Annotated in this window: 23 protein-coding genes; 7 read left to right on the forward strand and 16 right to left on the reverse strand. The window is 69.8% G+C overall.

Translation table 11 applies throughout. From position 1 onward, the window contains the following. Positions 1-36 precede the first annotated feature (36 nt). The 6 genes from AC07Q9_RS10070 to AC07Q9_RS10095 form a co-directional block, all read right to left on the reverse strand. Positions 37-1,854, reverse strand: a complete 1,818-nt coding sequence (locus AC07Q9_RS10070; protein WP_495309163.1) for an amino acid ABC transporter permease/ATP-binding protein — start codon at positions 1,852-1,854, stop codon at positions 37-39. Beyond that, positions 1,851-2,387 carry a GNAT family N-acetyltransferase gene (locus tag AC07Q9_RS10075; protein WP_159277042.1) on the reverse strand — a complete coding sequence of 179 codons (537 nt, stop codon included), beginning with the start codon at positions 2,385-2,387 and terminating at the stop codon, positions 1,851-1,853. Before AC07Q9_RS10075 ends, AC07Q9_RS10070 begins: the two co-directional genes overlap by 4 nt. Continuing rightward, positions 2,384-3,604 (reverse strand): M20 aminoacylase family protein, encoded by a 1,221-nt coding sequence (locus AC07Q9_RS10080; protein ID WP_495309167.1) that lies wholly within the window; start codon positions 3,602-3,604, stop codon positions 2,384-2,386. Before AC07Q9_RS10080 ends, AC07Q9_RS10075 begins: the two co-directional genes overlap by 4 nt. After that, the gene (locus tag AC07Q9_RS10085) at positions 3,604-4,944 is read right to left on the reverse strand and encodes an LLM class flavin-dependent oxidoreductase (protein ID WP_495309169.1); all 1,341 of its coding nucleotides are present in this window, start codon (positions 4,942-4,944) and stop codon (positions 3,604-3,606) included. The genes AC07Q9_RS10080 and AC07Q9_RS10085 overlap by 1 nt, the downstream gene beginning before the upstream one ends. A gap of 40 nt (positions 4,945-4,984) precedes the next feature. Beyond that, positions 4,985-5,992 carry an LLM class flavin-dependent oxidoreductase gene (locus AC07Q9_RS10090; RefSeq protein WP_495309171.1) on the reverse strand — a complete coding sequence of 336 codons (1,008 nt, stop codon included), beginning with the start codon at positions 5,990-5,992 and terminating at the stop codon, positions 4,985-4,987. Between the two features lie 125 nt (positions 5,993-6,117). Beyond that, complete coding sequence (locus AC07Q9_RS10095; RefSeq protein WP_062482175.1) at positions 6,118-6,318, reverse strand: hypothetical protein; 201 nt, start codon at positions 6,316-6,318, stop codon at positions 6,118-6,120. A gap of 176 nt (positions 6,319-6,494) precedes the next feature. On the opposite strand from AC07Q9_RS10095, the gene AC07Q9_RS10100 reads away from it, so the two are divergent. After that, a complete protein-coding gene (locus AC07Q9_RS10100) occupies positions 6,495-6,701 on the forward strand; it encodes a dodecin (protein WP_062482179.1) in 207 nt (68 codons plus the stop codon). Positions 6,702-6,833: 132 nt separating this feature from the next. Here the strand turns inward: AC07Q9_RS10100 and AC07Q9_RS10105 are convergent, their stop codons facing one another. Further along, positions 6,834-8,054: a class I SAM-dependent methyltransferase gene (locus tag AC07Q9_RS10105; RefSeq protein WP_495309172.1), complete on the reverse strand. Its 1,221-nt coding sequence runs from the start codon at positions 8,052-8,054 to the stop codon at positions 6,834-6,836. 152 nt (positions 8,055-8,206) lie between these two features. Continuing rightward, positions 8,207-9,190 carry an AraC family transcriptional regulator gene (locus tag AC07Q9_RS10110; protein ID WP_495309174.1) on the reverse strand — a complete coding sequence of 328 codons (984 nt, stop codon included), beginning with the start codon at positions 9,188-9,190 and terminating at the stop codon, positions 8,207-8,209. Positions 9,191-9,425: 235 nt separating this feature from the next. Between AC07Q9_RS10110 and AC07Q9_RS10115 the strand changes: the two genes are divergently transcribed. Next, entirely contained in the window at positions 9,426-10,478 is a 1,053-nt protein-coding gene (locus AC07Q9_RS10115; RefSeq protein WP_495309176.1) for an aldo/keto reductase, read from the forward strand. Here the strand turns inward: AC07Q9_RS10115 and bioD are convergent. The 6 genes from bioD to AC07Q9_RS10145 all read right to left on the reverse strand — a co-directional run bounded on the left by bioD (position 10,461) and on the right by AC07Q9_RS10145 (position 17,481). Beyond that, positions 10,461-11,219, reverse strand: a complete 759-nt coding sequence (gene bioD / locus AC07Q9_RS10120) for a dethiobiotin synthase (protein ID WP_495309178.1) — start codon at positions 11,217-11,219, stop codon at positions 10,461-10,463. The two genes, AC07Q9_RS10115 and bioD, sit on opposite strands and share 18 nt — an antisense overlap. Further along, positions 11,216-12,448, reverse strand: a complete 1,233-nt coding sequence (bioF, locus tag AC07Q9_RS10125; RefSeq protein WP_495309180.1) for an 8-amino-7-oxononanoate synthase — start codon at positions 12,446-12,448, stop codon at positions 11,216-11,218. The genes bioD and bioF overlap by 4 nt, the downstream gene beginning before the upstream one ends. Then, positions 12,432-13,856, reverse strand: coding sequence for an adenosylmethionine--8-amino-7-oxononanoate transaminase (bioA, locus tag AC07Q9_RS10130; RefSeq protein ID WP_495309182.1), 1,425 nt, complete (start codon positions 13,854-13,856; stop codon positions 12,432-12,434). The genes bioF and bioA overlap by 17 nt, the downstream gene beginning before the upstream one ends. A gap of 298 nt (positions 13,857-14,154) precedes the next feature. Beyond that, the gene (locus AC07Q9_RS10135) at positions 14,155-14,466 is read right to left on the reverse strand and encodes a plasmid stabilization protein (protein WP_495309184.1); all 312 of its coding nucleotides are present in this window, start codon (positions 14,464-14,466) and stop codon (positions 14,155-14,157) included. An 83-nt stretch (positions 14,467-14,549) separates the two neighbouring features. Further along, on the reverse strand, positions 14,550-15,170 hold the full coding sequence (locus tag AC07Q9_RS10140) for an alpha-ketoglutarate-dependent dioxygenase AlkB (protein ID WP_495309185.1): 621 nt from the start codon (positions 15,168-15,170) through the stop codon (positions 14,550-14,552). Further along, positions 15,148-17,481 carry an ATP-dependent DNA helicase gene (locus AC07Q9_RS10145; protein ID WP_495309186.1) on the reverse strand — a complete coding sequence of 778 codons (2,334 nt, stop codon included), beginning with the start codon at positions 17,479-17,481 and terminating at the stop codon, positions 15,148-15,150. Before AC07Q9_RS10145 ends, AC07Q9_RS10140 begins: the two co-directional genes overlap by 23 nt. Before the next feature lie 141 nt (positions 17,482-17,622). Between AC07Q9_RS10145 and AC07Q9_RS10150 the strand changes: the two genes are divergently transcribed. The 5 genes from AC07Q9_RS10150 (at position 17,623) to AC07Q9_RS10170 (ending at position 24,270) form a co-directional block, all read left to right on the forward strand. After that, entirely contained in the window at positions 17,623-21,129 is a 3,507-nt protein-coding gene (locus AC07Q9_RS10150; RefSeq protein ID WP_495309187.1) for a response regulator, read from the forward strand. Positions 21,130-21,176: 47 nt separating this feature from the next. Continuing rightward, on the forward strand, positions 21,177-22,007 hold the full coding sequence (locus AC07Q9_RS10155) for a CheR family methyltransferase (protein ID WP_062480071.1): 831 nt from the start codon (positions 21,177-21,179) through the stop codon (positions 22,005-22,007). After that, positions 22,004-22,618, forward strand: a complete 615-nt coding sequence (locus AC07Q9_RS10160; protein ID WP_159277054.1) for a chemotaxis protein CheB — start codon at positions 22,004-22,006, stop codon at positions 22,616-22,618. Before AC07Q9_RS10155 ends, AC07Q9_RS10160 begins: the two co-directional genes overlap by 4 nt. Then, on the forward strand, positions 22,608-23,825 hold the full coding sequence (locus tag AC07Q9_RS10165) for a hybrid sensor histidine kinase/response regulator (RefSeq protein WP_495309190.1): 1,218 nt from the start codon (positions 22,608-22,610) through the stop codon (positions 23,823-23,825). The genes AC07Q9_RS10160 and AC07Q9_RS10165 overlap by 11 nt, the downstream gene beginning before the upstream one ends. 85 nt (positions 23,826-23,910) lie before the next feature. Next, positions 23,911-24,270 (forward strand): response regulator, encoded by a 360-nt coding sequence (locus AC07Q9_RS10170; RefSeq protein ID WP_070060569.1) that lies wholly within the window; start codon positions 23,911-23,913, stop codon positions 24,268-24,270. A gap of 20 nt (positions 24,271-24,290) precedes the next feature. Here AC07Q9_RS10170 and AC07Q9_RS10175 read toward each other — a convergent pair whose 3' ends face one another. Together AC07Q9_RS10175 and AC07Q9_RS10180 are read right to left on the reverse strand one after the other, a co-directional pair. Further along, positions 24,291-24,521, reverse strand: a complete 231-nt coding sequence (locus AC07Q9_RS10175) for a hypothetical protein (RefSeq protein ID WP_492683763.1) — start codon at positions 24,519-24,521, stop codon at positions 24,291-24,293. Positions 24,522-24,706: 185 nt separating this feature from the next. Next, positions 24,707-25,057: a hypothetical protein gene (locus AC07Q9_RS10180; RefSeq protein ID WP_495309192.1), complete on the reverse strand. Its 351-nt coding sequence runs from the start codon at positions 25,055-25,057 to the stop codon at positions 24,707-24,709. Positions 25,058-25,063: the final 6 nt, after the last annotated feature.

Raw genomic sequence — 25,063 nt, forward strand, 5'->3', positions numbered from 1 at the left:
AGCGGTCGGTTGGAAAAATGGGAAACGAGAAAAAACTCAGAGCACCTTGGCCAGGAACTCGGCCGTGCGCGGATGCCTCGGTGCGTTGAACACCTGCTCGGGCGTGCCGGTCTCGAGGATGCGGCCCTGCTCCATGAAGACCACGGTGTCGGCCACCTCGCGGGCAAAGCCGATCTCGTGCGTCACGATGACCAGCGTGGTGCCGGAGCTCGCGAGCTCTTCGATCACCGCAAGCACCTCGCCCACGAGTTCGGGGTCGAGCGCCGAGGTGGGCTCGTCGAACAGCAGCACCTTGGGCTTGAGCGCCAGCGCGCGCGCGATCGCCACGCGCTGCTGCTGGCCGCCCGAGAGCTGGCGCGGGTAGGCGTCCTTGCGGTCGGCCAGGCCGACGCGGGCCAGCAGGTCGGTGGCCAGCGCCTCGGCCTCGGCGCGCGGCAGGCCGCGCACCGACTGCGGCGCCTCGACGATGTTCTCCAGCACCGTGAGATGCGGGAACAGGTTGAAGTTCTGGAACACCATGCCCACGTCGACACGGCGCGCGAGGATGTCTTTCTCGTGCAGCTCGTACAGCGTGTCGGCATCGCGCCGGTAGCCGATGAGTTCGCCGTCGATGGCAATGAAGCCGTCGTCCACGCGCTCCAGGTGATTGATGGTGCGCAGCAGCGTCGACTTGCCCGAGCCCGAGGGGCCGAGGATCACGGTGACGCTGCCGCGCGGCGCGGTGAAGGTCACGTCGTCGAGCACCTGCAGCGCGCCGAAGCGCTTGGACACGCCGTGGATCGTCACCTCGCCGCCCGGGGCGCGCGAGCCGTTCCAGCGCGGCACCTGCGCGGGGGCCGGCGCCGGTGCCGACACGGGCACCACGGCCGGCGCCCTGCCCCGCGCCCACAGCCCGTGCACCACGCCGCCCAGCCACGAGCGCGGCGCATGGCGCAGTGCCCCGCGCGAGAAATGCCGCTCGATGTAATGCTGCGCCACCGACAGCACGGTGAGGATCACGAGGTACCACACGGTCGCCACCATGAGCAGCGGAATCACTTCCAGGTTGCGCCGGTAGATGATCTGGATCGTGTAGAACAGCTCGGGCAGCGCCAGGATGTAGAGGTTCGAGGTGCCCTTGGCCAGCCCGATGATGTCGTTGAAGGCCGTGGGCAGGATGCTGCGCATGGCCTGCGGCAGCACGATGCGCGAAGCCTGGCGCCGGCGCGAAAGGCCCAGCGCCGCTGCTGCCTCGAGCTGCCCCTGGTCCACCGACAGGATGCCTCCGCGCACGATCTCCGAGGCGAAGGCCGCCTGGTTCAGCGTGAGGCCCAGCAGCGCCGCCACGAAGGGGCTGATGAGCTGCGTGGTCGGGTACGAGAAGAAGGTCAGGTCGGTGAACGGCACGCCCAGCGACACGGTCTCGTACAGGTAGCCGAGGTTGTTGATGATCAAGAGCAGCACGATCACCGGCACCGAGCGGAAGAGCCAGGTGAACACCCAGGCCAGCCGCGCCAAGAGCGGCGAGCGCGACACCCGCGCCAGCGCCAGCCCCGTGCCGAAGAAGAAGCCCAGCACCGCGCCCAGCGCCGTGAGCAGCAGCGTGCGGCCCAGCCCGGCCAGCACCGGCTCCGAGAAGAACCACTGCGCGAACACCGGCCAACCCCAGCGCGGGTTGGTGAGCACCGAATGCAGCACGAGGCCGATCACCGCCACCGCGAAGACGGTGCCGACGGTGCGCGCCGGGTAGGTCGCGGGCACGATGCGAAAGTGCGAGTAGTCGCCCTTGGCGGGCGGTGCCGCATCGCTGCGGCGCAGGGGTGCCGTGGGGGTACGAGGCTCCGGACCGGCATCGAGCACGGTGGTCGTGTTCATCGCGACACCGCCCCGCTCAGTGCCGCACCGGCACGGCCTTGCGTGGCCCACTGCGCCAGGTGCTTCTCGAACGGCAGCTTGCGCGGCGTCTCGGGGTCGGCGTCGTCGGTGAAGAGCGCCGTGTAGCCGTGGCTGCGGTACAGGCCCACGGCCTCGGGCTGGCGAAAGCCGGTCGTGAGGTAGATGCGCTCGTAGCCCTGGCGCAGCACCTGCGCCTCCAGCTCGGCCAGCACGCGGCTGGCCAGGCCCTGGCGGCGCAGCGCGCCGTGCGTCCACACGCGCTTGAGTTCGGCGGTGCGCTCGTCGTGGCGCATGAAGGCGCCGCCGCCGATCGCCACGCCGTCGCGCAGCAGCAGCACGAAGTTGCCGTGCGGCGGCGCGAACACCTCGGGCGCGTAGCGGTCGATCTCGCGCGGCGCGCCGGGCTCGCGCAGCACGTCGCCGTAGCGGCTGTCGTACTCGAAGGTGAGGCCTTCGATCAACGGCCGGGCCAACGGGTCCAGCGGCGTGGTGTAGAGAAACTGTTCGCTCATGGGGTGGTTTCCTGGGTGTCGCCGTCGGCGGAAAGAAAGCGCTCGGCCAGCCGGGCCCAGTACACGGCCGCGGGCGCGAGGATCGCGTCGTTGAAGTCGTAGCGCGGGCTGTGCAGCGAGGCGCTCTCGCCGTTGCCGAAGAACACGTAGCTGCCGGGGCGCGCCTGCAGCATGTAGGCGAAGTCTTCGCTGGCGGTGCGCGGGCGGAAGGCCGGGTCGACCCGCTGCGCGCCGAAGGTGTCCAGCGCCACGGCGCGTGCGAAGGCGGTTTCTTCGGCGTGGTTGACCACCGGCGGAAAGCCCGGCCGGTAGTCCACCTCGGCCTGCGCGCCGAAGCTCTCGGCCTGCGCTCGCGCCAGCGCGGGAATGCGCTGCGCCAGCAGTGCGCGCACCTCGGGCTTGAACGAGCGTGCCGTGAGCTTGAGCTCGACCGTGTTCGGAATCACGTTGGAAGCCTCGCCGCCATGGATGGAACCGACCGTGACCACGCCCATGTCCAGCGGATCGACGTTGCGCGACACCACGGTCTGCAATGCTGCGATCAGGTGCGCGCTCGCGACCACGGGGTCCACCGTCTCGTGCGGCTGCGCGCCGTGGCCGCCCTTGCCGCGCACCGTGATGTGGGCCTGGTCGATGGCCGCCATCGCGGGCCCGGTGACGCAGCCCACGTGCCCTGCCCCTACGCCGGGCCAGTTGTGCAGGCCGAACACGGCGTCGCACGGGAAGCGCGTGAACAGGCCCTCGTCGATCATCTTCTTGGCGCCCGCGCCCAGTTCTTCGGCGGGCTGGAAGATCAGGTGCAGCGTGCCGTGAAAGCTGCCCGTCTCGGCCAGGAAGCGCGCCGCCGCGAGCAGGATCGCCGTGTGGCCGTCGTGGCCGCAGGCATGCATCACGCCCGCGTTCTCGCTCGCATACGGCAGGCCCGTGGCCTCGTGGATCGGCAGCGCGTCCATGTCGGCGCGGATGCCGAGGCTGCGCCCCGGCCCGCGCCGCAGCGTGCCCACCACGCCGGTGCCGGCCAGGCCGGTCGTGACCTCGTAGCCCCAGGCCGCGAGCCGCTCGGCCACGAGCGCCGAAGTGCGGTGCTCCTTGAACGACAGCTCGGGGTGGCGGTGGATGTCGCGCCGCAGCGCAATGAACGCGTCACCGTAGCCGGCAATGGTCGATTCGACGCGGTGGATGTCCTTCAGGGCCGGTCGTGGCAGCGCGGCGCCCATCAGGCGGCCTTGCGCTCGGCGGTGGCGCTGCCCTGCGGCGCGGCATGGCGGCTCGCCTTGCGCGGCAGGCCCAGGTGGTCGCGCAGGGTCTGGCCGGGCAGCGTGCGCTGGTAGCGACCGCGCGCCTCCAGCGCCGGAATCACGAATTCGATGAAGTCGTCCAGCCCCTGCCCCAGCACCGGGAAGCCGAGGATGAAGCCGTCGGCCGCGCCCTCGTCCACCCAGCGGATGATCTCGTCGGCGATGCGCTCGCCCGTGCCCACGAACTGCGTGCGCGGCGTGGCGACTTCGAGCGCCACCTCGCGCAGCGTCTGGCCCTTGGCCTTGGCATTGGCCTTGATGCGGTCGGTGGTCGAGCGGAAGCTGTTGCGGCCGATCTCGCCCAGCTCGGGGAACGGCGCATCGAGCGGGTACTGGCTGAAGTCGTGGTGGTCGAAGAAGCGGCCCAGGTAGGCCAGCGCCTCTTCGACCGTGAGCAGTGCGCGGATGGCGAGGTACTTCGCCTCGGCCTCCGCCTCGGTGGCAGCGACCACCGGGCCGATGCCCGGGAAGATCTTCACGTCGCCGGCCTGCCGCCCCTGCGCCACGGCGCTGGCCTTCACTTGCTTGAGGAAGGCGCGCGTGTCTTCGAGCGAGGGCGAATGGGTGAACACCGCGTCGGCGTACTTGCCTGCGAGGCCGATGCCCGCATCCGACGAGCCGGCCTGGAAGATCACCGGCTGCCCCTGCGGCGAGCGCTGGATGTTCAACGGACCCGCCACCTGGAAGAAGCGGCCCTTGTGGTCCAGCGTGTGCAGCTTGTCGCGGTCGAAGAAACGGCCGCTCTCGCGGTCGCGCACGAAGGCGTCGTCGTCCCAGCTGTCCCACAGGCCCTGCGTCACGGCCAGGTACTCGTCGGCGATCTCGTAGCGCAGCGCGTGCTCGGGGTGGGCGCGGCTGTAGTTCTTGGCGCTGCCTTCCAGCGGCGTGGTCACCACGTTCCAGCCCGCGCGCCCGCCGCTGATGAGGTCCAGCGAGGCGAACTGCCGCGCCACCGTGAACGGGTCGCTGTACGAGCTGGAGATGGTGCCCGCCAAGCCGATCTTCGTGGTGACGGCGGCCAGCGCCGACAGGATGGAGATCGGCTCGAAGCGGTTGAGGAAGTGCGGGATCGACTTCTCGTTGATGTAGAGCCCGTCGGCCACGAACGCGAAAGCGATGCCCGCGGCCTCGGCCTTCTGCGCGTTGCGGATGAAGAAGTCGAGGTTGACGCTGGCATCGGCCGGGCCGCCCGGGTGCTTCCAGGCATTCATGTGGCTGCCGGCCCCTTGCAGCATGACGCCGAACTGAATGTTGCTCATGACGATCGTTCTTGTGATGGGAAAGGAAGGAAGAAGGAGCTCAGGCCAGTGCGGGCTCGCGGGCCTGCGCCAGCAGCTCGACCGCCGTGGCGCGCGCGCCGAAGTCCGCCACCGGGATGTCGATCACGAACTCCTCGATGCCGTGGCGCGCGCTGAGAGCCTCGAGCGCGTCGCGCACCTCGTCGCCGGTGCCGGCGATGACGTGCGGGCGGCGTTCCTCGGTGCGGTAGTCGCTCGCGCCGGCCTGCCGCGCGAACTCGGCGGCGGCTTCGAGGCTCGGCAGGTTCACGCTCTGGCCCGTGGGCAAGGTCACGCGGAAGCTGCGCAGCGCGCCCACGCGCTCGGCCGCTTCGTCGTGCGTTTCGGCGGCGAAGGCGAACAGCGCGAGCAGCGGCGCGCGGCCGGTCGCGCCGCGGTAGGCGTCGATCGATTGCTCGATGTTCAGCGGGTCGCCGTTGAAGTGGCCCGCGTAGACGAACTGCCAGCCCAGCCGCGCCGCGAGCAGCGCGCTCTCGGGGCTGCCACCGAGCAGCACGCGCTGCGGCGCCACCGGCGGGAACGGCGTGGCCACGGCGCCGGCCAGCGCATGGTCGGCGGGCACGCCGTCGTGCAGGAAGGCATCGAGCTCGCGCAGGCGCGCTTCGAAATCGAGGGCCTTCGCCTTCGCCGGGTCGTGCAGCGATTGCAGCGCCTTGCTGGTCAGTGGCAGGCCGCCCGGCGCCTTGCCGATGCCCAGGTCGACACGGCCTGGCGCCAGCGAGGCCAGCACCTTGAAGGTCTCCGCGACCTTGAAGGGGCTGTAGTGCTGCAGCATGACGCCGCCGGTGCCGATGCGGATGCGCGAGGTCTTCGCGAGCAGGTGCGAGGCCAGCACCTCGGGCGCCGAACCGGCATAGGTGCGGTTGCCGTGGTGCTCGGCCAGCCAGTAGCGCCGGTAGCCCAGCCGTTCGGCGCGCCGGGCCAGCGCGATGGTGTGCTGGAACGCTTGCGCGGCGTCGGCACCTTCGGGGATCAGGCTCTTGTCGAGCAGGGAGAGCGAGTAGGACACGGTGTTCGGCGATGGCGCAGTGGAAGCGGGTGTGCTTCAAATTCTGCGAGCCATCACGCGGGCCGTTTGCGCTGAATTCCTCTATCGATATCTGGAATCTGCGGGGTCGCGCGGCTCACCGCGCCTCACCATGCGTACGGCAAAAGGGCCGCCACCGCCGTGGCGTGCAGCCGCCTGCGCACGCGCAACGGCACATGGCCGTGCGGTGCGCGGCGTGCCACTTCATGCGGCGACGCCGGCGCGATGCACCAGGCGATGGCGGTCAGCGCGAGGACGTGGCGGGCCTGTGCGGCCGGGGATGAAGAGGCGACGGTGTGCAATGGCATGGCGGGCGGTTTCCCTGGTTCGATGCCGCCGATTCTGCGAAGCGCACCCGCCGTTGCCAACGACGGATTGCGAATGTCCTGATGCGGTTTGCATCGCATCCGCGCGCCCAAAGGTGTTGCCTCGCGCCCCCCGCGATGGCTACGATGGGCACGCAACCACCCAAGGAGCAACCGCCATGTCGAACCATGTCTACAAGTCGCTCGAGCTGACGGGCTCGTCCAAGACCAGCATCGAGGACGCGGTGCAGACCGCCATCGCGAAGGCGCACGAGACGGTGCGCAACATCCAGTGGTTCACCGTCACCGAGACGCGCGGCCATGTGGTCGACGGCAAGGTCGCGCACTGGCAGGTGACGGTGAAGATCGGCTTCACGCTCGAGTAGCAAAGCAACAACCCATGGGCGCCTGGAAGGCGCGAAGAAACCGTAGCGAGCGCCCCGAGGTCGCGTCGAGGACCGGAACCGTACACCCGTACGGTGAGGACCGCAGATGCGAGATCGGGGCGCGCAGTAGGTTTATTCGTGCCTTCCTTCGTAGATGTAGCGGCGCGACCATGGCAGCGTGCTTGCCGCCCTGCCCGCCTTGCGCCCGACGATCTGGTAGATCGCCACGTCGTCATTCTCGAAGGCATAGGCGCAACCCGCGAGGTAGATGCGCCAGATGCGGAACTTCTCTTCGTCGACCAGCGCGCGCGCCTCGTCGGCATGGGCCTCGTAGGCGTCGCTCCAGTGACGCAGTGTCTGTGCATAGTGGCGGCGCAGGTTCTCCACGTCGAAGGCTTCGAGCCCGCCCTGCTGCATGGCCTGCAACGCGAGGCTGATGTGCGGCAGCTCGCCGTTGGGGAACACGTAGCGGTCGATGAAGTCGCCGCCGCCGTACGACACGCCGCCGCCCTCGGGGTCGGACGAGGTGATGCCGTGGTTCATGACGATGCCGTCGTCGGCCAGCAGCTGCTGCACGCGCTTGAAGTACTCGGGCAGGTTCTTGCGGCCCACGTGCTCGAACATGCCGACGCTGGTGATGCGGTCGAACTGGCCCGTCACGTCGCGGTAGTCCTGCAGGCGGATCTCGATGCGGTCTGCGAGGCCTGCGGCCATCACGCGCTCGGTCGCCAGGTCGAACTGGTTCTGCGACAGCGTGACGCCCACGCAGCGCGCGCCGAACTTCTGCGCCGCGCGGATCACCAGCGCGCCCCAGCCGCAGCCGATGTCGAGCAGTGTCTGGCCCGGCTTGAGTTCGATCTTGGTGAGGATGTGGTCTATTTTCTTCAGCTGCGCGGTGGCCAGGTCTTCGTCGCCGTTCTCGAAGTAGGCACACGAATAGACCATGTTCGCGTCGAGCCACAGTTGGTAGAACGCGTTCGACACGTCGTAGTGGTACTCGATGGATTTCTTGTCCGACGACTTGGTGTGCGCGAAGTAGCGGGCCATGCTTTGCAGCGCGCCGCCGGGCTTGTCGAGTGAGGTCTTCGCCAGGCCGTAGGCAATGTCGATCACGTCGCTGAGCTTGCCTTCGATGTCGATCTTGCTCTTGACGTAGGCCTCGCCCAGGTTGTCGAGCGTGGGCTGCAGCATCAGCGACAGCGCCGCGGGCGATTTCACGTGCAGCGTGACCGCCGGCCCGCTGAAGTCACCGAAGTCGTAGGACTGGCCGTCCCACAAGGTGAGCCGCGCGGGCAGGTTGGCCCGTGCGCGGACCGCGGCGCTCCACTGCGCCAGCTTCTTTTCCCAAAGCATGCATCTCTCCGAGTTGTTGAGTAGTCCCGCCTCCACGGGCGGACGGGTGCTGCAGCGAACAAAACGATAGCGAGAATTTGCGAAACCTGCATGGCCGCGACGACGCAAGAAATCGCGGCAGGTGCTATAGGCGCACAGGCGCGATGCAATGCCTAGGCGGCTTCCATCGAGGTGGCGTCGTTGCCAGCCTCGCCGAGCCAGCGGCGCTTGTCGCGCAGCGGCGGCGCGCCGAACATGCGGCCGTACTCGCGCGCGAACTGCGAAGGGCTTTCGTAGCCCACGTTGTGCGCGGCGCTGGCCACGTCGGTGCCGGCGATCAGCATCTGGCGGCGCGCCTCCTGCAGGCGCAGCTGCTTCTGGTACTGCAGCGGGCTCATCGCCGTCACGGCCTTGAAGTGGTGGTGAAACGACGACACGCTCATGTGCACCGCGCGCGCCATGTCTTCCACGCGCAGCGACTGCGCGTAGTTGGTGCGCAGCGCGCTGATGGCTTTCGCGATGCGCTGCGTGTGGCTGTCGTGCAGCGCAATCTGGCGCAGCCGCGCGCCCTCGCCGTTCACCAGCAGCCGATACATGATCTCGCGCTTGATGAGCGGCGCCATGATCGGAATGTCCTCGGGCGTGTCGAGCAGCCGCAGCAGGCGCAGCACGGGCTCCAGCACCGGCATGGCGATGCGGTTCACGTACAGGCCGCGCGAGGCCGGCGCGTTGGCCTTGGCCGGCAGTTTTTCGTCGCCGATGAGGTCGCCGATTTCATCGACCGCCAGCTCCAGCCGCACGCCCAGGTAGGGCTCGTTCTCGCTGGTCACGCACACCTGGCCGCACACCGGCAGGTCGACCGAGGTGACGAGGTAGTTCATGGGGTCGTACACGTAGATGTCGTCGCCCACGATGATCCGCTTGGAGCCCTGCGCGATGAGGCCCAGCGCCGGCGTCGCGAAGCCGTGCTTGGGGCCGTCGGGCTTGCTGATGCAGTGCACCTGCAGGCCGGGCACGGCGCATTCGACCGTGCCGTCCTGGCCGCGCGTGATGTGGCGGATGAGCTGCACCAGCTCTTCGCGGGCGGCATCGAGTTCGGGTTCCAGCGGCATCGGCATGGCGAGGACGGTGGCGGTGTCGGGGGTTTCATCAGACATGGGTAGGCCTCTGACAAAGGAGAGCGGCCGCGGTAGCAGCCATGGAGGATTGGGCTGCCCGCAGCTTAGCGTCGCATCCTCTCCTTCGCACGGCCTGCGCACGAGGTCTGGAGAAATAGGCAAAGACTTTGCAGAAACGCGCTCGCCCGCCGGGGCGCGCCGGCGGGATACTTTTTCGCAACCGCCGGCATTCCTCACAGCCGGGCGGCCCTCCCCACCCAAAGGACAACTTTCGATGCAATACCGCCAATTCGGCCGCACCGGCCTCCTGGTTTCCGAACTCTGCCTCGGCACGATGACCTTCGGCGGCGCGCCGGGCATCTGGGACCACATCGGCCAGCTGCAGCAAGGCGAGGCCGAAGGCCTCATCGCCCGCTCGCTCGACGCCGGCATCAACTTCCTCGACACGGCCGACGTGTACTCCGAGGGCCTGTCCGAGACCATCACCGGCCAGGCGCTGAAGAACCTGAAGGTGCCGCGCGACCGCGTGGTGGTCGCGACCAAGGTGCTGGGCGAAACCGGCAGCAAGGGCGTGAACTCGGCCGGCGCCTCGCGCTACCACATCATGGACGGCGTGAAGGCCAGCCTGAAGCGGCTGCAGCTGGACCACATCGACCTGTACCAGATCCACGGCATCGACCCGATCACGCCCATCGAGGAAACGGTGCGCGCGCTCGACGACCTCGTGCGCCAGGGCCACGTGCGCTACGTGGGCGTGTCGAACTGGGCCGCCTGGCAGATCGCCAAGGCGCTGGGCATCGCCGAGCGCGACCGGCTGGCGCGCTTCGAGTCGCTGCAGGCCTACTACACCGTGGCCGGGCGCGACCTGGAGCGCGAGCTGGTGCCCATGCTGCGCAGCGAAGAGCTCGGCCTGATGGTCTGGAGCCCGCTGGCCGGCGGCCTGCTCAGCGGCAAGGTCGACCGCCACACCGCCACCGCGCAAGGCAGCCGCCGCGCGAGTTTCGACTTTCCGCCGGTGAACGTGGAACGCGCCTACGACTGCATCGACCTCATGCGCCAGTTCGCCGAGCCGCGCGGCGTGTCGGTGGCCCAGATCGCGCTGGCCTGGCTGTTGCATCAGCCGGTGGTGACCAGCGTGATCGTCGGCGCCAAGCGCATCGACCAGCTCGATGACAACATCGCCGCCACCGAGGTGCGGCTCACGGCCGACGAACTCGCGGCGATCGACAAGGTGAGCGCGCTGGCGCCCGAGTACCCGAGCTGGATGCTGGCGCGCCAGGGCGGCGTGCGCGCCCAGCGGCTGGCGGATTCAGGCCGTCGCGGCTGACACGAGCGGGGCCTCGGTGCGACGCGCGGCATGCGCCGCGCTCGCCCGCAGCGCGCGCAGGTCGAGGTGCTCGGCGGCGCGCGCGGCCTCGGGCGCGGCCAGGTGCGGCACCACGCCCAACAGCGGCGCACCGAGCCGGGCGCGCAGCGTCTGCAGGTTGCCTTCGGGCGAGAGCATCCGCGGCTCGACCACGCTCGCGACCCAGCCGGCCAGCACCAGCCCGCGCGCACGGATCGCCTCGGCGGTGAGCAGCGCATGGTTGAGGCAGCCCAGCCGCAGCCCGACCACGAGGATCACGGGCAGGCCCAGCGCCACCGCGAGGTCGGCCGTGTCCAGGTCGTCGCCCAGCGGCACGCAGAAGCCACCCACGCCTTCCACCACCACCGCATCGGCCTGCGCCGACAGCCGCTCGAAGGCATCGAGCAGCACGGGCAGCGCGACCTGCACGCCCTCTTCCCGCGCCGCCAGGTGCGGCGACATCGGCGCCTTCAGCACATAGGGGCAGCGCCAGGCCAGCGGCGCGTCGACGTTGCCGGCCGCCTGCAGGCGCTCGACGTCCTCGTTGCGCCATTCGCCGTCGATGGCATCGAGCCCCGCCGCCACCGGTTTCATGCCGACCGCGCGCAGGCCCGAGGCTGCCAGCAGCGCGAGCATGGCGCTGCTCACCAGCGTCTTGCCCACGCCGGTGTCGGTGCCGGTGACGAACCAGCGGCGCTGTGTCGCTGCTGCCGCCGTCGTCATGCGGCCTCCGGCCACGGTTCGGCCAGGGCTTCGCCCAGCGCATCGATGAGCCGCGCCACGTCGGCCTCGGTGTGGCTGGCCGACAGCGCGATGCGCAGCCGCGCGGTGCCGGCAGGCACCGTGGGCGGGCGGATCGCGCCCACGCGCAGGCCGTGCGCATCGAGCCGTTCCATGGTCTGCATGGCACGCGCGTTGTCGCCCACGATGAGCGGCTGGATAGCGGTCGGCGAATCGGCCAGCCAGGCGCTGCCGTCGGCCGGCAGCACCTGCTTGAGGCCGTTGCGCAGCTGGGTGATGCGGGCGCGCAGCTGGGCGCGGCGGCGCATGCCCTCCTCGCCCTCGATGAGCGCCAGGCTGGTGAGCAGCGCATGCGCCACCGCCGGCGGCGCGGCCGTGGTGAAGATGTAGGGCCGCGCGCGCTGCACCAGGAAGTCGATCACCGTGCGGTGCGCCGCCACGAAGGCGCCCGACACACCGGCCGCCTTGCCCAGCGTGCCGATCAGCACCAGCCGCTCGGAGCGCAGCGCCAGCGCCTGCAGCGCGCCGCGCCCGGTGGCGCCGAGCACGCCGAAGCCGTGCGCGTCGTCGATCACCAGCCAGGCGTCGTGCTGCTCGGCCAGCGCGAGCAGGCCCGCCACCGGGGCGATGTGGCCGTCCATGCTGAAGACGGCGTCGCTCACGATGATCTTGACCGGCGCGTCGCAGGCGGCCAGCTGCGCGTCGAGCGCCTGCAGGTCGCAGTGCGGGTAGCGTTCCACGCGGGCACGGGCCAGCCGCGCGCCGTCGATCAGCGAGGCGTGGTTCAGCGTCTCCGAGAAGATCACGGCCTCGCCGTCGCCCAGCGCCGACAGCACCGCCAGGTTGGCCATGTAGCCGGTGCAGAAAAACAGGCTGCGCGCATCGGGAATGTGCGGCGCCATCCATTCGCCCAGCCGCTCCTCCAGCTGCGCATGGGCGCGCGAGTGGCCCAGGATCAGGTGCGAGCCGCCGCTGCCCGTGCCGTAGCGCGCCGCGCCTTCGGCCAGCGCCTCGGCCAGCGCGGGGTGCGCGGCCAGGCCCAGGTAGTCGTTGCTGCTGAAGCCGAGCATGGTGCGCGGCGCGGTGGCACCCGCCAGCGTGAGGATCTGCTCGGGTGCGCAGGCGGTCTCGGCGATCTGCCGGCGGCGGCGCAGCGAGCGCGCGTCGAGCGCGGTGATCTCGTCCTGCAGGCGTTCAAGCAAGCGCAGCATCGCGGGCTCCTTCGTCGGCGTGGGCGCCGGATGCGGTGGTGACGGCCTGGAGCGTGGCGAGCGTGCCGTCCACGAGCTGGTCGATCTCGTGGTCGGCGATGGCATACGGCGGCATCAGGTACACGGTGGCGCCGATGGGCCGCATCAGCAGGCCATGGTCGCGCGCCGCGAGGTGGAAGCGCTCGGCGAAGCGCGCACCGGGCTCGCGCACGTCGAAGGCCGTGATCATTCCGCGCTGGCGCAGGTGGTCGACCGCCTGGCCGGCGAGCCCCTCGCGCAGCCGCGCCAGCAGGCGCGCGGCGCGGTCCTGGTTGCGGTTCAGCGCGTCTTCCTGCTCGAACAGATCGAGCGTGGCGAGCGCCGCGCGGCAGGCCAGCGCGTTGCCGGTGTAGGAATGCGAATGCAAGAAGCTGCGCGCGGCGGCGTCGTCGACGAAGCCCTGGTAGATGGCCTCGCGCGTCATCACCAGCGCCAGCGGCAGGTAGCCGCCGCTGATGCCCTTCGACAGGCACAGGAAGTCGGGCCAGATGCCGGCCTGCTCGCAGGCGAAGAAGGTGCCGGTGCGCCCGCAGCCGACCGCGATCTCGTCGGCGATCAGGTGCACGCCGAAGCAGTCGCACAGCGCGCGCAGGCGGCGCAGGTAGGCCGGATCGTGCATCGCCATGCCGGTGGCGCACTGCACCAGCGGCTCGACGATCACGGCGGCAATGCTGTCGTGCTGCGCGGCCAGGAGCGCCTCGAGCTCGTCGGCCGCGCGGTTCGCGACAGCGGCGGCGTCTTCACCGGGCCGGGCGGCGCGCGCATCGGGCGAGGCCACGAGGTGCGCGCTGGCGAGCAGCGGCGCATAAGCGTCGCGGAACACGGGCACGTCGGTGACGTGCAGCGCGCCCAGCGTCTCGCCGTGGTAGCCGCCGCGCAGCGCCACGAAGCGGCGCTTGCCGGCGCGGCCCGCGTTGCGCCAGGCGTGGAAGCTCATCTTGAGCGCGATCTCCACGGCCGAGGCGCCGTCGGAGGCATAGAAGCAATGGCCCAGCGCATGGCCCGTGAGCGCCGCCAGCCGCTCGGCCAGCTCGACCGCCGGCGCGTGCGTGCAGCCGGCGAGCATCACGTGCGGCAGCGTGTCCAGCTGCGCCTTCAGCGCGGCGTTGATCGCCGGGTGCGCGTGGCCGAACAGGTTGACCCACCACGAACTGGTGGCGTCGAGGTAGCGCCGGCCTTCATGGTCGGTCAGCCAGACGCCCTCGCCGCGCGCGATGGGCAGCGGCGGCGCCACGTCGAGGCGGATGCTCTGGGTGCAGGGATGCCAGACGTGGCGGCGGCTGCGCTGTTGCCAGTCCGCGTTGGCACCGGCATGGGCACCTGCGGCGGCTGGCGCGGTCGTGGGGGAGAAAACGTTCGAGGGAGGCACCCGCGCGTTCCTTTCTGGAGGGCAAGGCGGCGGATCGTATCGACGGGAACGCGCCCCGGCAAACGCCCGGAACGCGTGCAAAAAGAAGGCGGAATGACCGAGGTTGGCCGGTGTAGCGCGTGCGTTCAGGCCAACGTCGCGCAAGCTGGCGACTTCGTGCGGGGCCGCGCCGGCGCGGGGCCGATGCAAGTTGTCCGGCTGCCGTCACAGATGGCGAAGGAATGTCCGCTTTTCAGGGTGCGCGGTGGGTGGATTCCGCTTTTCGGACAGTCAATGTGACTGATATTCGCAACCGGCCTCAGCCGCGCTTCTCGGCGTTGCGCTTGCGCGTGGCGGCGCCCTTCCTCGCGGAGGCCGAGCGTTCGGCGGCGGTGCGGTTCGCCGCGGCGGCGCCACCGAGGCGCCCGCCCTTGCGCGGAGGTCCGTGCTTCTCGGCCTTGCCGCGGCCCGAGCCGCTCTTCTTGCCGCCGCCGCTCTCGGCATTCACCGTGGCCCAGGCGCGGCGCTCGGCCTCGCCCCTGGCCACGCCGCGGTGCTCGTAGCCTGCCTCGATGTGCTCGGCCTTGCGTTTCTGCTTGTCCGTGTAGGACGACTTGTCGCCTCGTGGCATGTGCATCGCTCCTTCAGGTTGGGAGGCTTCTCATGCTGGCCCGTCGCCCCGCGCCGTGGGTCGGAAGAGGCAGGCGCTGCGCGTCAGCGCAGTCTGGCGTGCGAGCGGGTGCGCAAGGTGATCGAGTAGCGCAGCGCCTCGGTCGGCGCGATGGCGTGCTGCCATGCCCAGCGCGCCGGCCCGCGCAGCAGGTACACGGAGCGCGGCTCGACGAGGACGTCGAGCGCGGCCGGCCCCGATGGGGGCGCACCGGGCACGTAGGGCCGGAACTGCATCACCGCATCGCCGCACAGCGAGACGCCCACGATGTCCTCGAAGTCGGGCACGTCGCGGTGCCAGCCCAGCGGCGTGCCGGGGCGGTACTCGGCGATCAGCACGTGGGTGAGGTCTTCGGGCGCCAGGCCGGCCCAGGCGGCGGCCTTTGCGCGCAGCGGGTGCAGCGCCTCGGGCAGCGGCGCGCCGGGCTTGAGGCGGTTCGTGTCGAAGTCGTAGCTGCCGCCGAAGCTGGTGCCGCGCCGGCGCGCGGTGTATTCCTTGTAGCGCATCTCCTTGAGCGGCAGCCCCTGCACGATGCGCAGCAGGCCGGCCTCCTCGTCGCGCGACAGGAACCCCGGTTCATAGCGCAGGCCCTCGATGGCCGCCACGGGCGCCTCGCCGAACAGGTCGGGCTGGCCGGCGTGCTCAAGGCGTCGGGTGGCGCGCATCGTCTTCCCCGGCCTGCCCGGCCAGCTGCACATGCCACCAGCGCGGCAGCAATTCGCGGATCTCGGCGCGCGCAAAGCGGTCGTCGAGCAGGTGCAGCACGCCCGTGTCGGCCTCGGTGCGGATCACGCGGCCGGCGGCCTGCACCACCTTCTGCAGGCCGGGGTAGAGGTAGGTGTACTCGTAGCCCTTGCCGAAGCGCGACTGCATGCGCTCGCGCGTGATCTCGTTGAGTTCGTTGTACTGCGGCAGCCCCAGGCTCGCGACAAAGGCGCCGATGAGCCGGCTGCCCGGCAGGTCGATGCCTTCGCCGAACGCGCCGCCGAGCACGGCGAAGCCGATGCCCTGCCCGCCTTCCTCGAAGCGCGCGACGAAATCGTGGCGGTCGGTTTCGCGCATGCCGCGCGTCTGTGTCCACACGGGTACGCCAGGGTGGCGCAGCGAGAACGCGGCGCAGGCCTTGTCCAGGTAGTCGAAGCTGCTGAAGAAGGCCAGGTAGTTGCCGGGCAGGCGTTCGAACTGCGCGCCGATGATGTCCGTCACATGGCGCAGCGAGCCGGCGCGGTCGCGAAAGCGCGTGGAGACGCCGGTCGCCACCTCGACGCGCAGCTGCTGGCCGCGAAACGGCGATTCGACGTCCAGCAGCGCCGTGTCTTCGGGCAGGCCGAGCGCATCGCGGTAGAACGCGAACGGTGCGAGCGTGCCCGAGAAGCAGGTGACCGACACCGCGTCGGCGAAGCGGCCTTCGAGGAACGGCCCGGGCACGAGGTTGCGGATGGCCAGGCCGCGCTGCTCCTGCGTGGCGCCCAGCGTGCGCTCGAACACCGAGTGGTCGTCGAAGACCTCGGCCAGCCGCGCGAAGTGCAGCGCATCGAAGAAGAAGCGCTGCAGCGGCCCCTGCGCCGCATCGGGCGTGGCGGCGAAGTGCTCGGCCATCGCGGTGTTGGCGGCCTGCAGCGTGCGCAGGAAGCGCTCGGGGATCTCGTCGGCGGTGTCGTAGCCGGCGGTCTGCGCCTGCTGCAGCGTGTCCCATTCGCGGAACAGCCGCGCCAGCGGGCCGCGCACGGCGGCGGGTGCGGCGCGGTGGGCTTCTTCCAGCGCCGCGCCTTCGAGCTTTGCGGAGTACATGCCGCGCGCGCGCTCCAGCAGGTTGTGGGCCTCGTCGACCAGCACGGCGACGCGCCAGCCGGCGTCCTTCATGCTGGCGAACAGAAAGGCGCTGCCGTCGAAGTAATAGTTGTAGTCGCCCACGACGACATCGCTCCAGTGCGTCATTTCCTGCGCCAGGAAATAGGGGCAGACCTCGTGCGCGAGCGCGACCCGGCGCAGCGCCTCGCGGTCGAGCCAACCCACCTGTGCGGCCTCGGCGCGCGCGGCCGGCAGGCGGTCGTAGAAGCCGCGCGCCAGCGGGCAGGCCTCGCCGTGGCAGGCGCGGTCGGGGTACTCGCAGACCTTCTCGCGGGCCGCGAGTTCGAGCACGCGCGGCCGGTGCGCGCCGCCCTGCCCCAGCACGCGCAAGGCGTCGAGCGCCACGGGCCGCCCGGAGGTCTTGGCGGTGAGGAAGAACACCTTGTCGAGCTTGTGCGCCGCGCGCGCCTTGAGCAGCGGAAAGAGCGTGGCCAGCGTCTTGCCGATGCCCGTGGGTGCCTGCGCCAGCAGGCAGCGCCCGCCCACGGCGGCGCGGTAGACCGCCTCGGCCAGTTCGCGCTGGCCGGTGCGGAAGTCGGCGTGGGGAAATTCGAGCCGCGCCAGCGCGTCGTCGAGCGCGCCGCGGTGCTCGGCCTCGCGCTGCGCCCAGTCGCTGTAGCAGGCGCACAGGGTCTCGAAGTGCGTGCGCAGGGTGTCGCGCGTGTGCTGCTCTTCGAGCACGGTTTCGTCGCCGCTGGCCAGGTCGAGGTAGACCAGCGCGACGGTCAGTTGCTCATGCCCTTCCTGCTCGCACAGCATCCAGCCGTAGCAGCGCACCTGCGCCCAATGCAGCGCGCGGTGGTTGGCGCGGATGGCGTCGAAGTCGCCGCGGAAGGTCTTGATTTCTTCCACGCGTGCCTGCGCCGGGTCGTAGCCGTCGGCCCGGCCGCGCACGCGCAGCGTGCCGCAGGTGGTGGCCAGCGGCACCTCGCTCTGGTAGTCGCCGCCGCGCCGGGCCTGCACCAGCGCGTGGCCGGCCATGCCTTCGAGCGCGCTGGGCGCGGGCACGAAGCGCAGGTCGAGATCGCCGGCCTTCGCGCCGAAGGCGCACAAGGCCTTGACGGACACGACGTGCGCCGCCAGGACGGCGGCGGACGGCGGGAGAAAGCGGGCTTCGGAAGGCATGCTGCCGATACTGTATGAAATAACAGTATAGCGAGAGCGACCCGTAGCAAAGCGTGACATACAGCCGTATCGGGGCCTTCTCCGACAGGTTCGGCCCTGTTTTTCGGCAAGACTTGGCAAGTTTTGCTTACAAATGCATTCATGAAAACTCCCTCCGCGATCGACCCTGTCGAATTCGACCGCCTGCTGGGGCGCAACCTCAAGCTGCCGCTGCTGGGCGGCCTGGTCGGCGCCGTGGCGTTCGTCGTGCTGATCCTGTATTTGCTGTCGACCATCAGCTGGGTGGAGCACACCGACCAGGTCACGCGCGCCGCCAGCGAACTGCAGCGCCGCTCCATCGACATGGAAACCGGCATGCGCGGCTACCTGCTCACCGGCGAAGAGACCTTCCTGGAGCCCTACCAGAACGCCGAGCCGCGCCTGAAGTCCGACACGGACGCGCTGCGCCAGCTGGTGTCGGACAACCGCCGGCAGGTGGAGCGTCTCGAGCGCATCGCCGGCCTGCAGGAGTCGTGGCTGGCGTTCTCGCGCGAGATGATCGAAGCGCGCCGTGCAGGCCAGGACACGCAGGCCACCGTCCGGCTGGGCCGCGGCAAGCACCTGACCGACGAGATGCGCGCCGAGTTCACGGCCTTCATGGACACCGAGCAGACGCTGCGCTTCCAGCGCAACAACGAGGCCAACCGCACGAGCTGGTGGGTGGTCGGCCTGTTCCTGCTGTTCACGCTGGTGTATTCGGGGCTGGTGTCGTACTTCGGGCGGCGCCAGCTGATGCGGCTGTCCGACAGCTACGACGTGGTGCTGGCCGAGCAGGCGGCGCATGCCGAGCGCCTGTCGCAGGAGGCCTGGCTGCGCAATGCGCAGACCGAGCTGGTGGGCGAGCTGGTCGGCGAACTCAGCGCGCCGGACATGGGCCGCAAGATCCTCGCGTTTTTCTCGCGCCACCTGGGCAGCTCGGTCGGCGCGCTCTATGTGCGCGAACGCCACGGCCCGCTGCGCCGCGCCGCGAGCTACGGCTTCTCCAGCGAGGCCGAGGCCTCGCCGCAGGTGTTCTCGCCCACCGAAAGCCTGGTCGGCCAGGCCGCGGCCGAACAGCGCCGCATGCTGATCGATCCGGTGCAGGCCGATTACCTGAAGGTCAACTCCGGCCTCGGCGAGATGGCGCCCAAGGCCGTGCTGCTGCTGCCGGTGGCGAGCGACGGTGCCGTCAACGGCGTGGTCGAGCTGGGCCTGCCCGGCACGCCCGACGCGCGCAGCGGCGAGCTGCTCGACCTGGTGGCCGACGACATCGGCACCTCGCTCGCGGCCGCGCGCTACCGCGAGCAGCTGCAGGACGTGCTGGCCGAAACCCAGCAGCTCAACGAAGAGTTGCAGGTGCAGCAGGAAGAGCTGCGCACCGCCAACGAAGAGCTCGAAGAACAGTCGCGCGCCCTGCGCGCCTCGCAGGCCATGCTGGAGAACCAGCAGGCCGAGCTGGAGCAAACCAACAGCCAGCTGTCGGAGCGCACCGAGGCGCTCGACCAGCGCAACACCGCCCTGCGCCGCGTGCAGCGCGACCTGGAAGACCGCGCCGACGAGCTGCAGCGCGCCAGCCGCTACAAGTCGGAGTTTTTGGCGAACATGTCGCACGAGCTGCGCACGCCGCTCAACAGCGCACTCATCCTGGCCAAGCTGCTGGGCGACAACCCGCAGGGCAACCTGTCGCTGGAGCAGGTGAAGTTCGCGGAATCGATCTACGCCTCGGGCAACGACCTGCTGGTGCTGATCAACGACATCCTGGACATCGCCAAGGTCGAGGCCGGCAAGCTCGAGCTGGTGCCGGAAGAGGTGCCGCTCGACAAGCTGGCCCAGAGCCTGGAAAGCACTTTCCGCCCGCTCGCGACCGACAAGAACCTGGAGTTCCGCCTGGAGTTGCGGCCCGACGCGCCGGCCCTGCTGGTCACCGACCGCCAGCGCGTGGAGCAGATCCTGAAGAACCTGCTGTCGAACGCGATCAAGTTCACCGAGCGCGGCGAAGTGGCGCTCACGGTATCGGCCACGGCCGACGGCGGCGCGGCCTTTGCGGTGCACGACTCGGGCATCGGCATCGACCCGCAGCAGCACGAGCTGATCTTCGAGGCCTTCCGCCAGGCCGACGGCACCACCAGCCGGCGCTACGGCGGCACGGGGCTGGGCCTCTCGATCTCGCGCGACCTCACGCAGCTGCTGGGCGGCTCGCTGACGGTGAAGAGCGAAGCCGGCCAGGGCAGCACCTTCACGCTGCAGCTGCCGCCGCGCGCGCCGCAGACGATGCCCGCGCCGGCCGTGCCGGTGGGCACGCTGCGTTCGGTGTCGAGCGCCTCGCCCTCGCCCTCGCATGCGCCCGCCGTGCTGTCGCCGCCGCCGCTCGCGCCCCCTGCCCCCGCGCCCGTGGTGCCGGCCCCGCGCTTCGCGGACGACCGCTCGATTCCGCGCGACCAGGTGCGCCGCGTGCTGGTCATCGAGGACGAGCCGCAGTTCGCCCACATCCTGTACGACCTGGCGCACGAGCTGGGCTACCGCTGCCTGGTGGCGCACGGCGCGGCCGACGGCTTCGAGCTGGCCACGCAGTTCGTGCCCGACGCGATCCTGCTGGACATGCGCCTGCCCGACAGCACCGGCCTGGACGTGCTGCAAAAGCTCAAGGACTCGCCGCACACGCGCCACATCCCGATCCACGTGGTCTCGGCCGCCGACAACGCGCAGGCCGCCGCGCTGCACATGGGCGCCATCGGCTTCGCGCTGAAGCCGGCCACGCGCGAGGAGCTGACCAAGGTGTTCGGCCGGCTGGAAGAAAAGCTCACGCAGAAGGTCAAGGTCGTGCTGCTGGTGGAAGACGACGCCTTGCAGCGCGAGAGCGTGATCCGGCTGATCGGCGACGACGACATCGAGATCGTCGCCGTCGGCTCCGGCGAGGAAGCGCTGGCGCTGCTGCGCACGCGCGTGTTCGACTGCATGATCACCGACCTGCGGCTGCCCGACATGCAGGGCAGCGAACTGCTCAAGGCCATGGCGGCGGAAGAGATCGTGTCGTTCCCGCCGGTCATCGTCTACACCGGGCGCAACCTCACGCGCGACGAAGAAACCGAGCTGCAGCGCTACTCGCGCTCGATCATCATCAAGGGCGCGCGCTCGCCCGAGCGGCTGCTCGACGAGGTGACGCTGTTCCTGCACAAGGTGGAGGCCTCGCTGTCCAGCGAGCGCCAGGGCATGCTGAAGACGGCGCGCGGACGCGACCGCATCTTCGAGGGCCGCACCATCCTCCTGGTGGACGACGACGTGCGCAACATCTTCGCGCTCACTAGCGCGCTGGAGCAGCGCGGCGCCACCGTCGAGATCGGGCGCAACGGCCGCGAGGCGCTGGAGCGCCTGGACCAGGTCAGCGAGATCGACCTCGTGCTGATGGACGTGATGATGCCGGAGATGGACGGCCTGGAAGCCACGCGCCGCCTGCGCGCCGATCCGCGCTTCGTGAAGATGCCAGTGATTGCCATCACCGCCAAGGCCATGAAGGACGACCGCGACCAGTGCCTGGCCGCCGGCGCCAGCGACTACCTGGCCAAGCCGGTCGACCTGGAGCGCCTGTTCTCGCTGTTGCGCGTGTGGATGCCGAAGATGGAGCGCCTGTGACCCGCAAGCCCCTTCCCGCCGCGCTGCAGGACCCGGCCACCGCCCCCATGCAGCCCCAGCCGCTGAGCGACACCGAGATCGAGCTGCGCCTGCTGATGGAGGCCATCTACCTCAAGTACAGCTACGACTTCCGCAACTACACCACGGCCTCGCAGAAGCGCCGCGTGCTGTATGCGCTGGAGCAGCTCGAGCTGCCCAGCATCTCGGCGCTGCAGGACCGCGTGCTGCGTGACGCGGCGCTGTTCGGCCAGCTGCTGCAGTTCCTGACCATTCCGGTGAGCGAGATGTTCCGCGACCCGGCCTACTTCCTGGCGCTGCGCCGGCACGTGGTGCCGATCCTGCACACCTACCCGTCGGTGAAGGTGTGGGTGGCGGGCTGCAGCACGGGCGAAGAGGTGTTCTCGCTGGCGATCCTGCTGCGCGAGGAAGGCCTGCTCGAGCGCACGCAGATCTACGCCACCGACATCAACCCGGCCTCGCTCGAGAAGGCGCGCCAGGGCATCTTTCCGCTCGAGGCGATCCGCGGCTACACGGCCAACTACCAGCGCGCGGGCGGCCTGAGCGCGTTTTCCGACTACTACACCGCCGCCTACGAGGCCGCGCGCTTCGACCCCTCGCTGTGCGCCGACGTGATCTTTGCCGACCACAGCCTGGCCACCGACAGCGTGTTCGCCGAGACGCAGCTGGTGTCGTGCCGCAACGTGCTGATCTACTTCAACCGCCAGCTGCAGGACCGCGCGCTCGGGCTGTTCCACGAGTCGCTGTCGCACCGCGGTTTTCTCGGCCTGGGTTCGAAGGAGAGCATCGACTTCTCGGGCTACGCCGACCGCTTCGACGCCCACGCGCGCGCCGAGCGCATCTACCGCAAGGTCGCATGAAGCGCGCCGGCACGCAGCACCGTCCGTTTCCGGTTCGCCGCGTCGAGGCCGTGGTGCTCGGCGCCTCGGCGGGCGGCATCGACGCGCTCAGCGCGGTGCTCGACGGCCTGCCGGCCAACTGGCGCATTCCGATGGCGGTGGTGCTGCACCTGCCCGAATCGCACGAGAGCCACCTGGCCGAGATCTTTGCGCAGCGCCTGCCGATTCCCGTGCACGAGGCGCTCGACAAGATGCCGCTGGTGGACGGCTGCCTGTACTTCGCGCCGCCGGGCTACCACCTGTCGATCGAGCGCGGGCGCCGCTTTTCGCTGAGCTGCGAGCCGCCCGTGCTGTTCTCGCGCCCGTCCATCGACGTGCTCATGGCCTCCGCCGCCGATGCCTACGGGCCGTCGGTGGCCGGCTTTCTCATGACCGGCGCCAACGAGGACGGCGCCGAAGGCCTGCTGCGCATCCACCGCGCCGGCGGACTCACCGCCGTGCAAGACCCGAAAGAAGCCCTGGTTCCCACCATGCCCCTCGCCGCCATTGCGCGCCACACCCCCGACCACGTGCTTCGGCTGCGCGACCTGCGCATCCTGCTGCAGCTACTGGAGCCCGCCCATGCCCATTGAGGTCGAAAGCAAGCTGCTGATCGTCGACGACCTGCCCGAGAACCTGCTGGCGCTCGAGGCGCTGATTCGCGCGCCCGGGCGGCTGGTGTACCGCGCCGGTTCGGCCGAGGCCGCGCTGGCGCTGCTGCTGGAGCACGAATTCGCGCTCGCCATCGTCGACGTGCAGATGCCCGGCATGAACGGTTTCGAGCTGGCCGAGCTGATGCGCGGCACCGAGCGCACGCGGCACATCCCGATCATCTTCGTGAGCGCCGCCGGGCGCGAGATGAACTACGCCTTCCAGGGCTACGAAAGCGGCGCGGTCGACTTCCTGCACAAGCCGCTCGATCCACACGCGGTGGTCAGCAAGGTGAGCGTGTTCGTCGACCTGCACCAGCACCGCAAGGCGCTGCGCCACGAAATGGAATCGCTGGCCGCCGCGCACCGCAAGCAAGAAGAGCTGGTGCAGCAGCTGCAGCACACGCAGCGCGAGCTGGAGCGCGCGGTGCGCATGCGCGACGACTTCATGTCGATGGTGTCGCACGAGCTGCGCACGCCGCTGAACACGCTCTACCTGGAGGCGCAGCTGCGGCAGCTGCACCTGTCCAAGGGCAAGCTCGACACCTTCTCGCCCGAGAAGCTGCCCACCATGATCGAGCGCGACCAGCGGCAGATCCGCAACATGGTGCGGCTCATCGACGACATGCTCGACGTGACGCGGTTGCGGCGCGACGCGCTGTCGATCCAGACCAAACCGGTCGACCTGGCCGAACTGGCCCGTGCCGTGGTCGACAACCTGCGCCACCAGGCCGAGGCCGCGGGCTGCACGATCAGCCTGGACGCGCCCCCCGCACTGCGCGGCGTGTGGGACGAGTTCCGCATCGAACAGGTGCTGACCAACCTCTTGACCAACGCGCTGCGCTACGGCGGCGGCAAGCCGGTCGAGATGACGGTGCGCCAGGATGGCGACCACGCGGTCGTGAGCGTGCGCGACCAGGGCATCGGCATCTCGCCTGAAGACCACCAGCGCATCTTCGAGCAGTTCGAGCGCACCGACGTCAGCCGCAAGCATGCGGCCGGCCTGGGCCTGGGCCTGTACATCACGCACAAGATCGTGAGCCTGCACGCGGGGCGCATCGGCGTGGAGAGCACGCCGGGCCACGGCGCGCGCTTTTTCGTCGAGCTGCCGCTGCAGCCGCCCGCTGCCGCGCCGGACGCCGAGAAGTAACAAACGAGGCCCCTGTTACGGTTTCCCGTAGGCGCTGCGTCGATACTGCGGGATCGCAATCAATGGATGCCGAGAGAAAACAACTGTGAATGTGCTGATCGTCGACGACAACGAGGCCGCAGCCGACCTGCTGCGGGAGCTGCTGACGCTGCAGGACCACACCGCCCGCTGCACCTACACGGCGCAACAGGCGCTGGACGCAGCGGCCGGCGAGCGCTTCGATGCGGCGCTGATCGACCTCACCCTGCCCGACTTTCCGGGCACCGAGGTGGCGCGCCGGCTGCGTGCCACGGCGGCCGAAGGCACGCCGCGGCTGCTGGTGGCGATCTCGGGTTTTTCGGAACGGGACGCGGCGAATGCGGCGCCGGGCGAGGTGCTGTTCGACCACCACCTGCAAAAGCCCATCGACATCGGGGCGCTCGAGCGCATCCTCGCGCCGGGCTGAGCAAGCCTTCTCCTCACCTGTCAGCGCATCGCGCGGTAGCGGTAGAGGCGAAAACCTTCCTTCTGGATGAAGCCGCTGGGTTCCCAGCCGCGTGCGAGTGCGCGGTCGGTGATCTGCGCCATCTGCAGGCCGATGCTGTCCTGGAGGTTGTCCCCCACGGCCAGTTCGAACTTCCGGAGTTCACCGTCCAGGGCCTCCACCGCCGCAATGGCGGCGTCGACATCGGTGAAAGGCCGAACGCTGGTCTGCATTTTTTGTCGCTCCTTCGACGCCCTCCGCGCCGGTTGAACGATGCAAGGCAAGTGTCATGCCCCGGACCGAAACAGTCTTCCGGGCATGAAATGAATTCTTTGACCTTACAAATGTGACTGAATGTGACGTTTTCGTCAGCATTCACGCCAAGAATTGGCATGCCCGCACGCTGGCGGGTGGTGGGTCAATCGCGGTCGTCATCCTCGTCGTCGTCGTTCGGCGCACGGTAGGGATAGCCGGGGCCGTAGTAGAGGCGCCCGCGCGGCGGGACGTAGATCGGGGCCGGCCGGTAGTACACGGGCGGCGGCGGGCGGTAGTAGGCCCGCGGCGGTGGCGGCTCGTAGTAAATCGGGGCCGGGTACGCATAGACGGGCGGCGGCACGTAGTACGGCGGGGCATAGACCGCACCGGGCGTGCCGATCTGCACCGACCAGTTCGTGCGCGCGCTGGCGGCGCCCGTGGCGAGCAGCGCGCCGGCCGCGATCGCGGCGACGGCTGCCCGTCTGAAAACAGAAGAATCACTTGGGGAATGCATGGTGGC

It is taken from the genome of Variovorax sp. GW821-FHT09A10, from assembly GCF_059418385.1.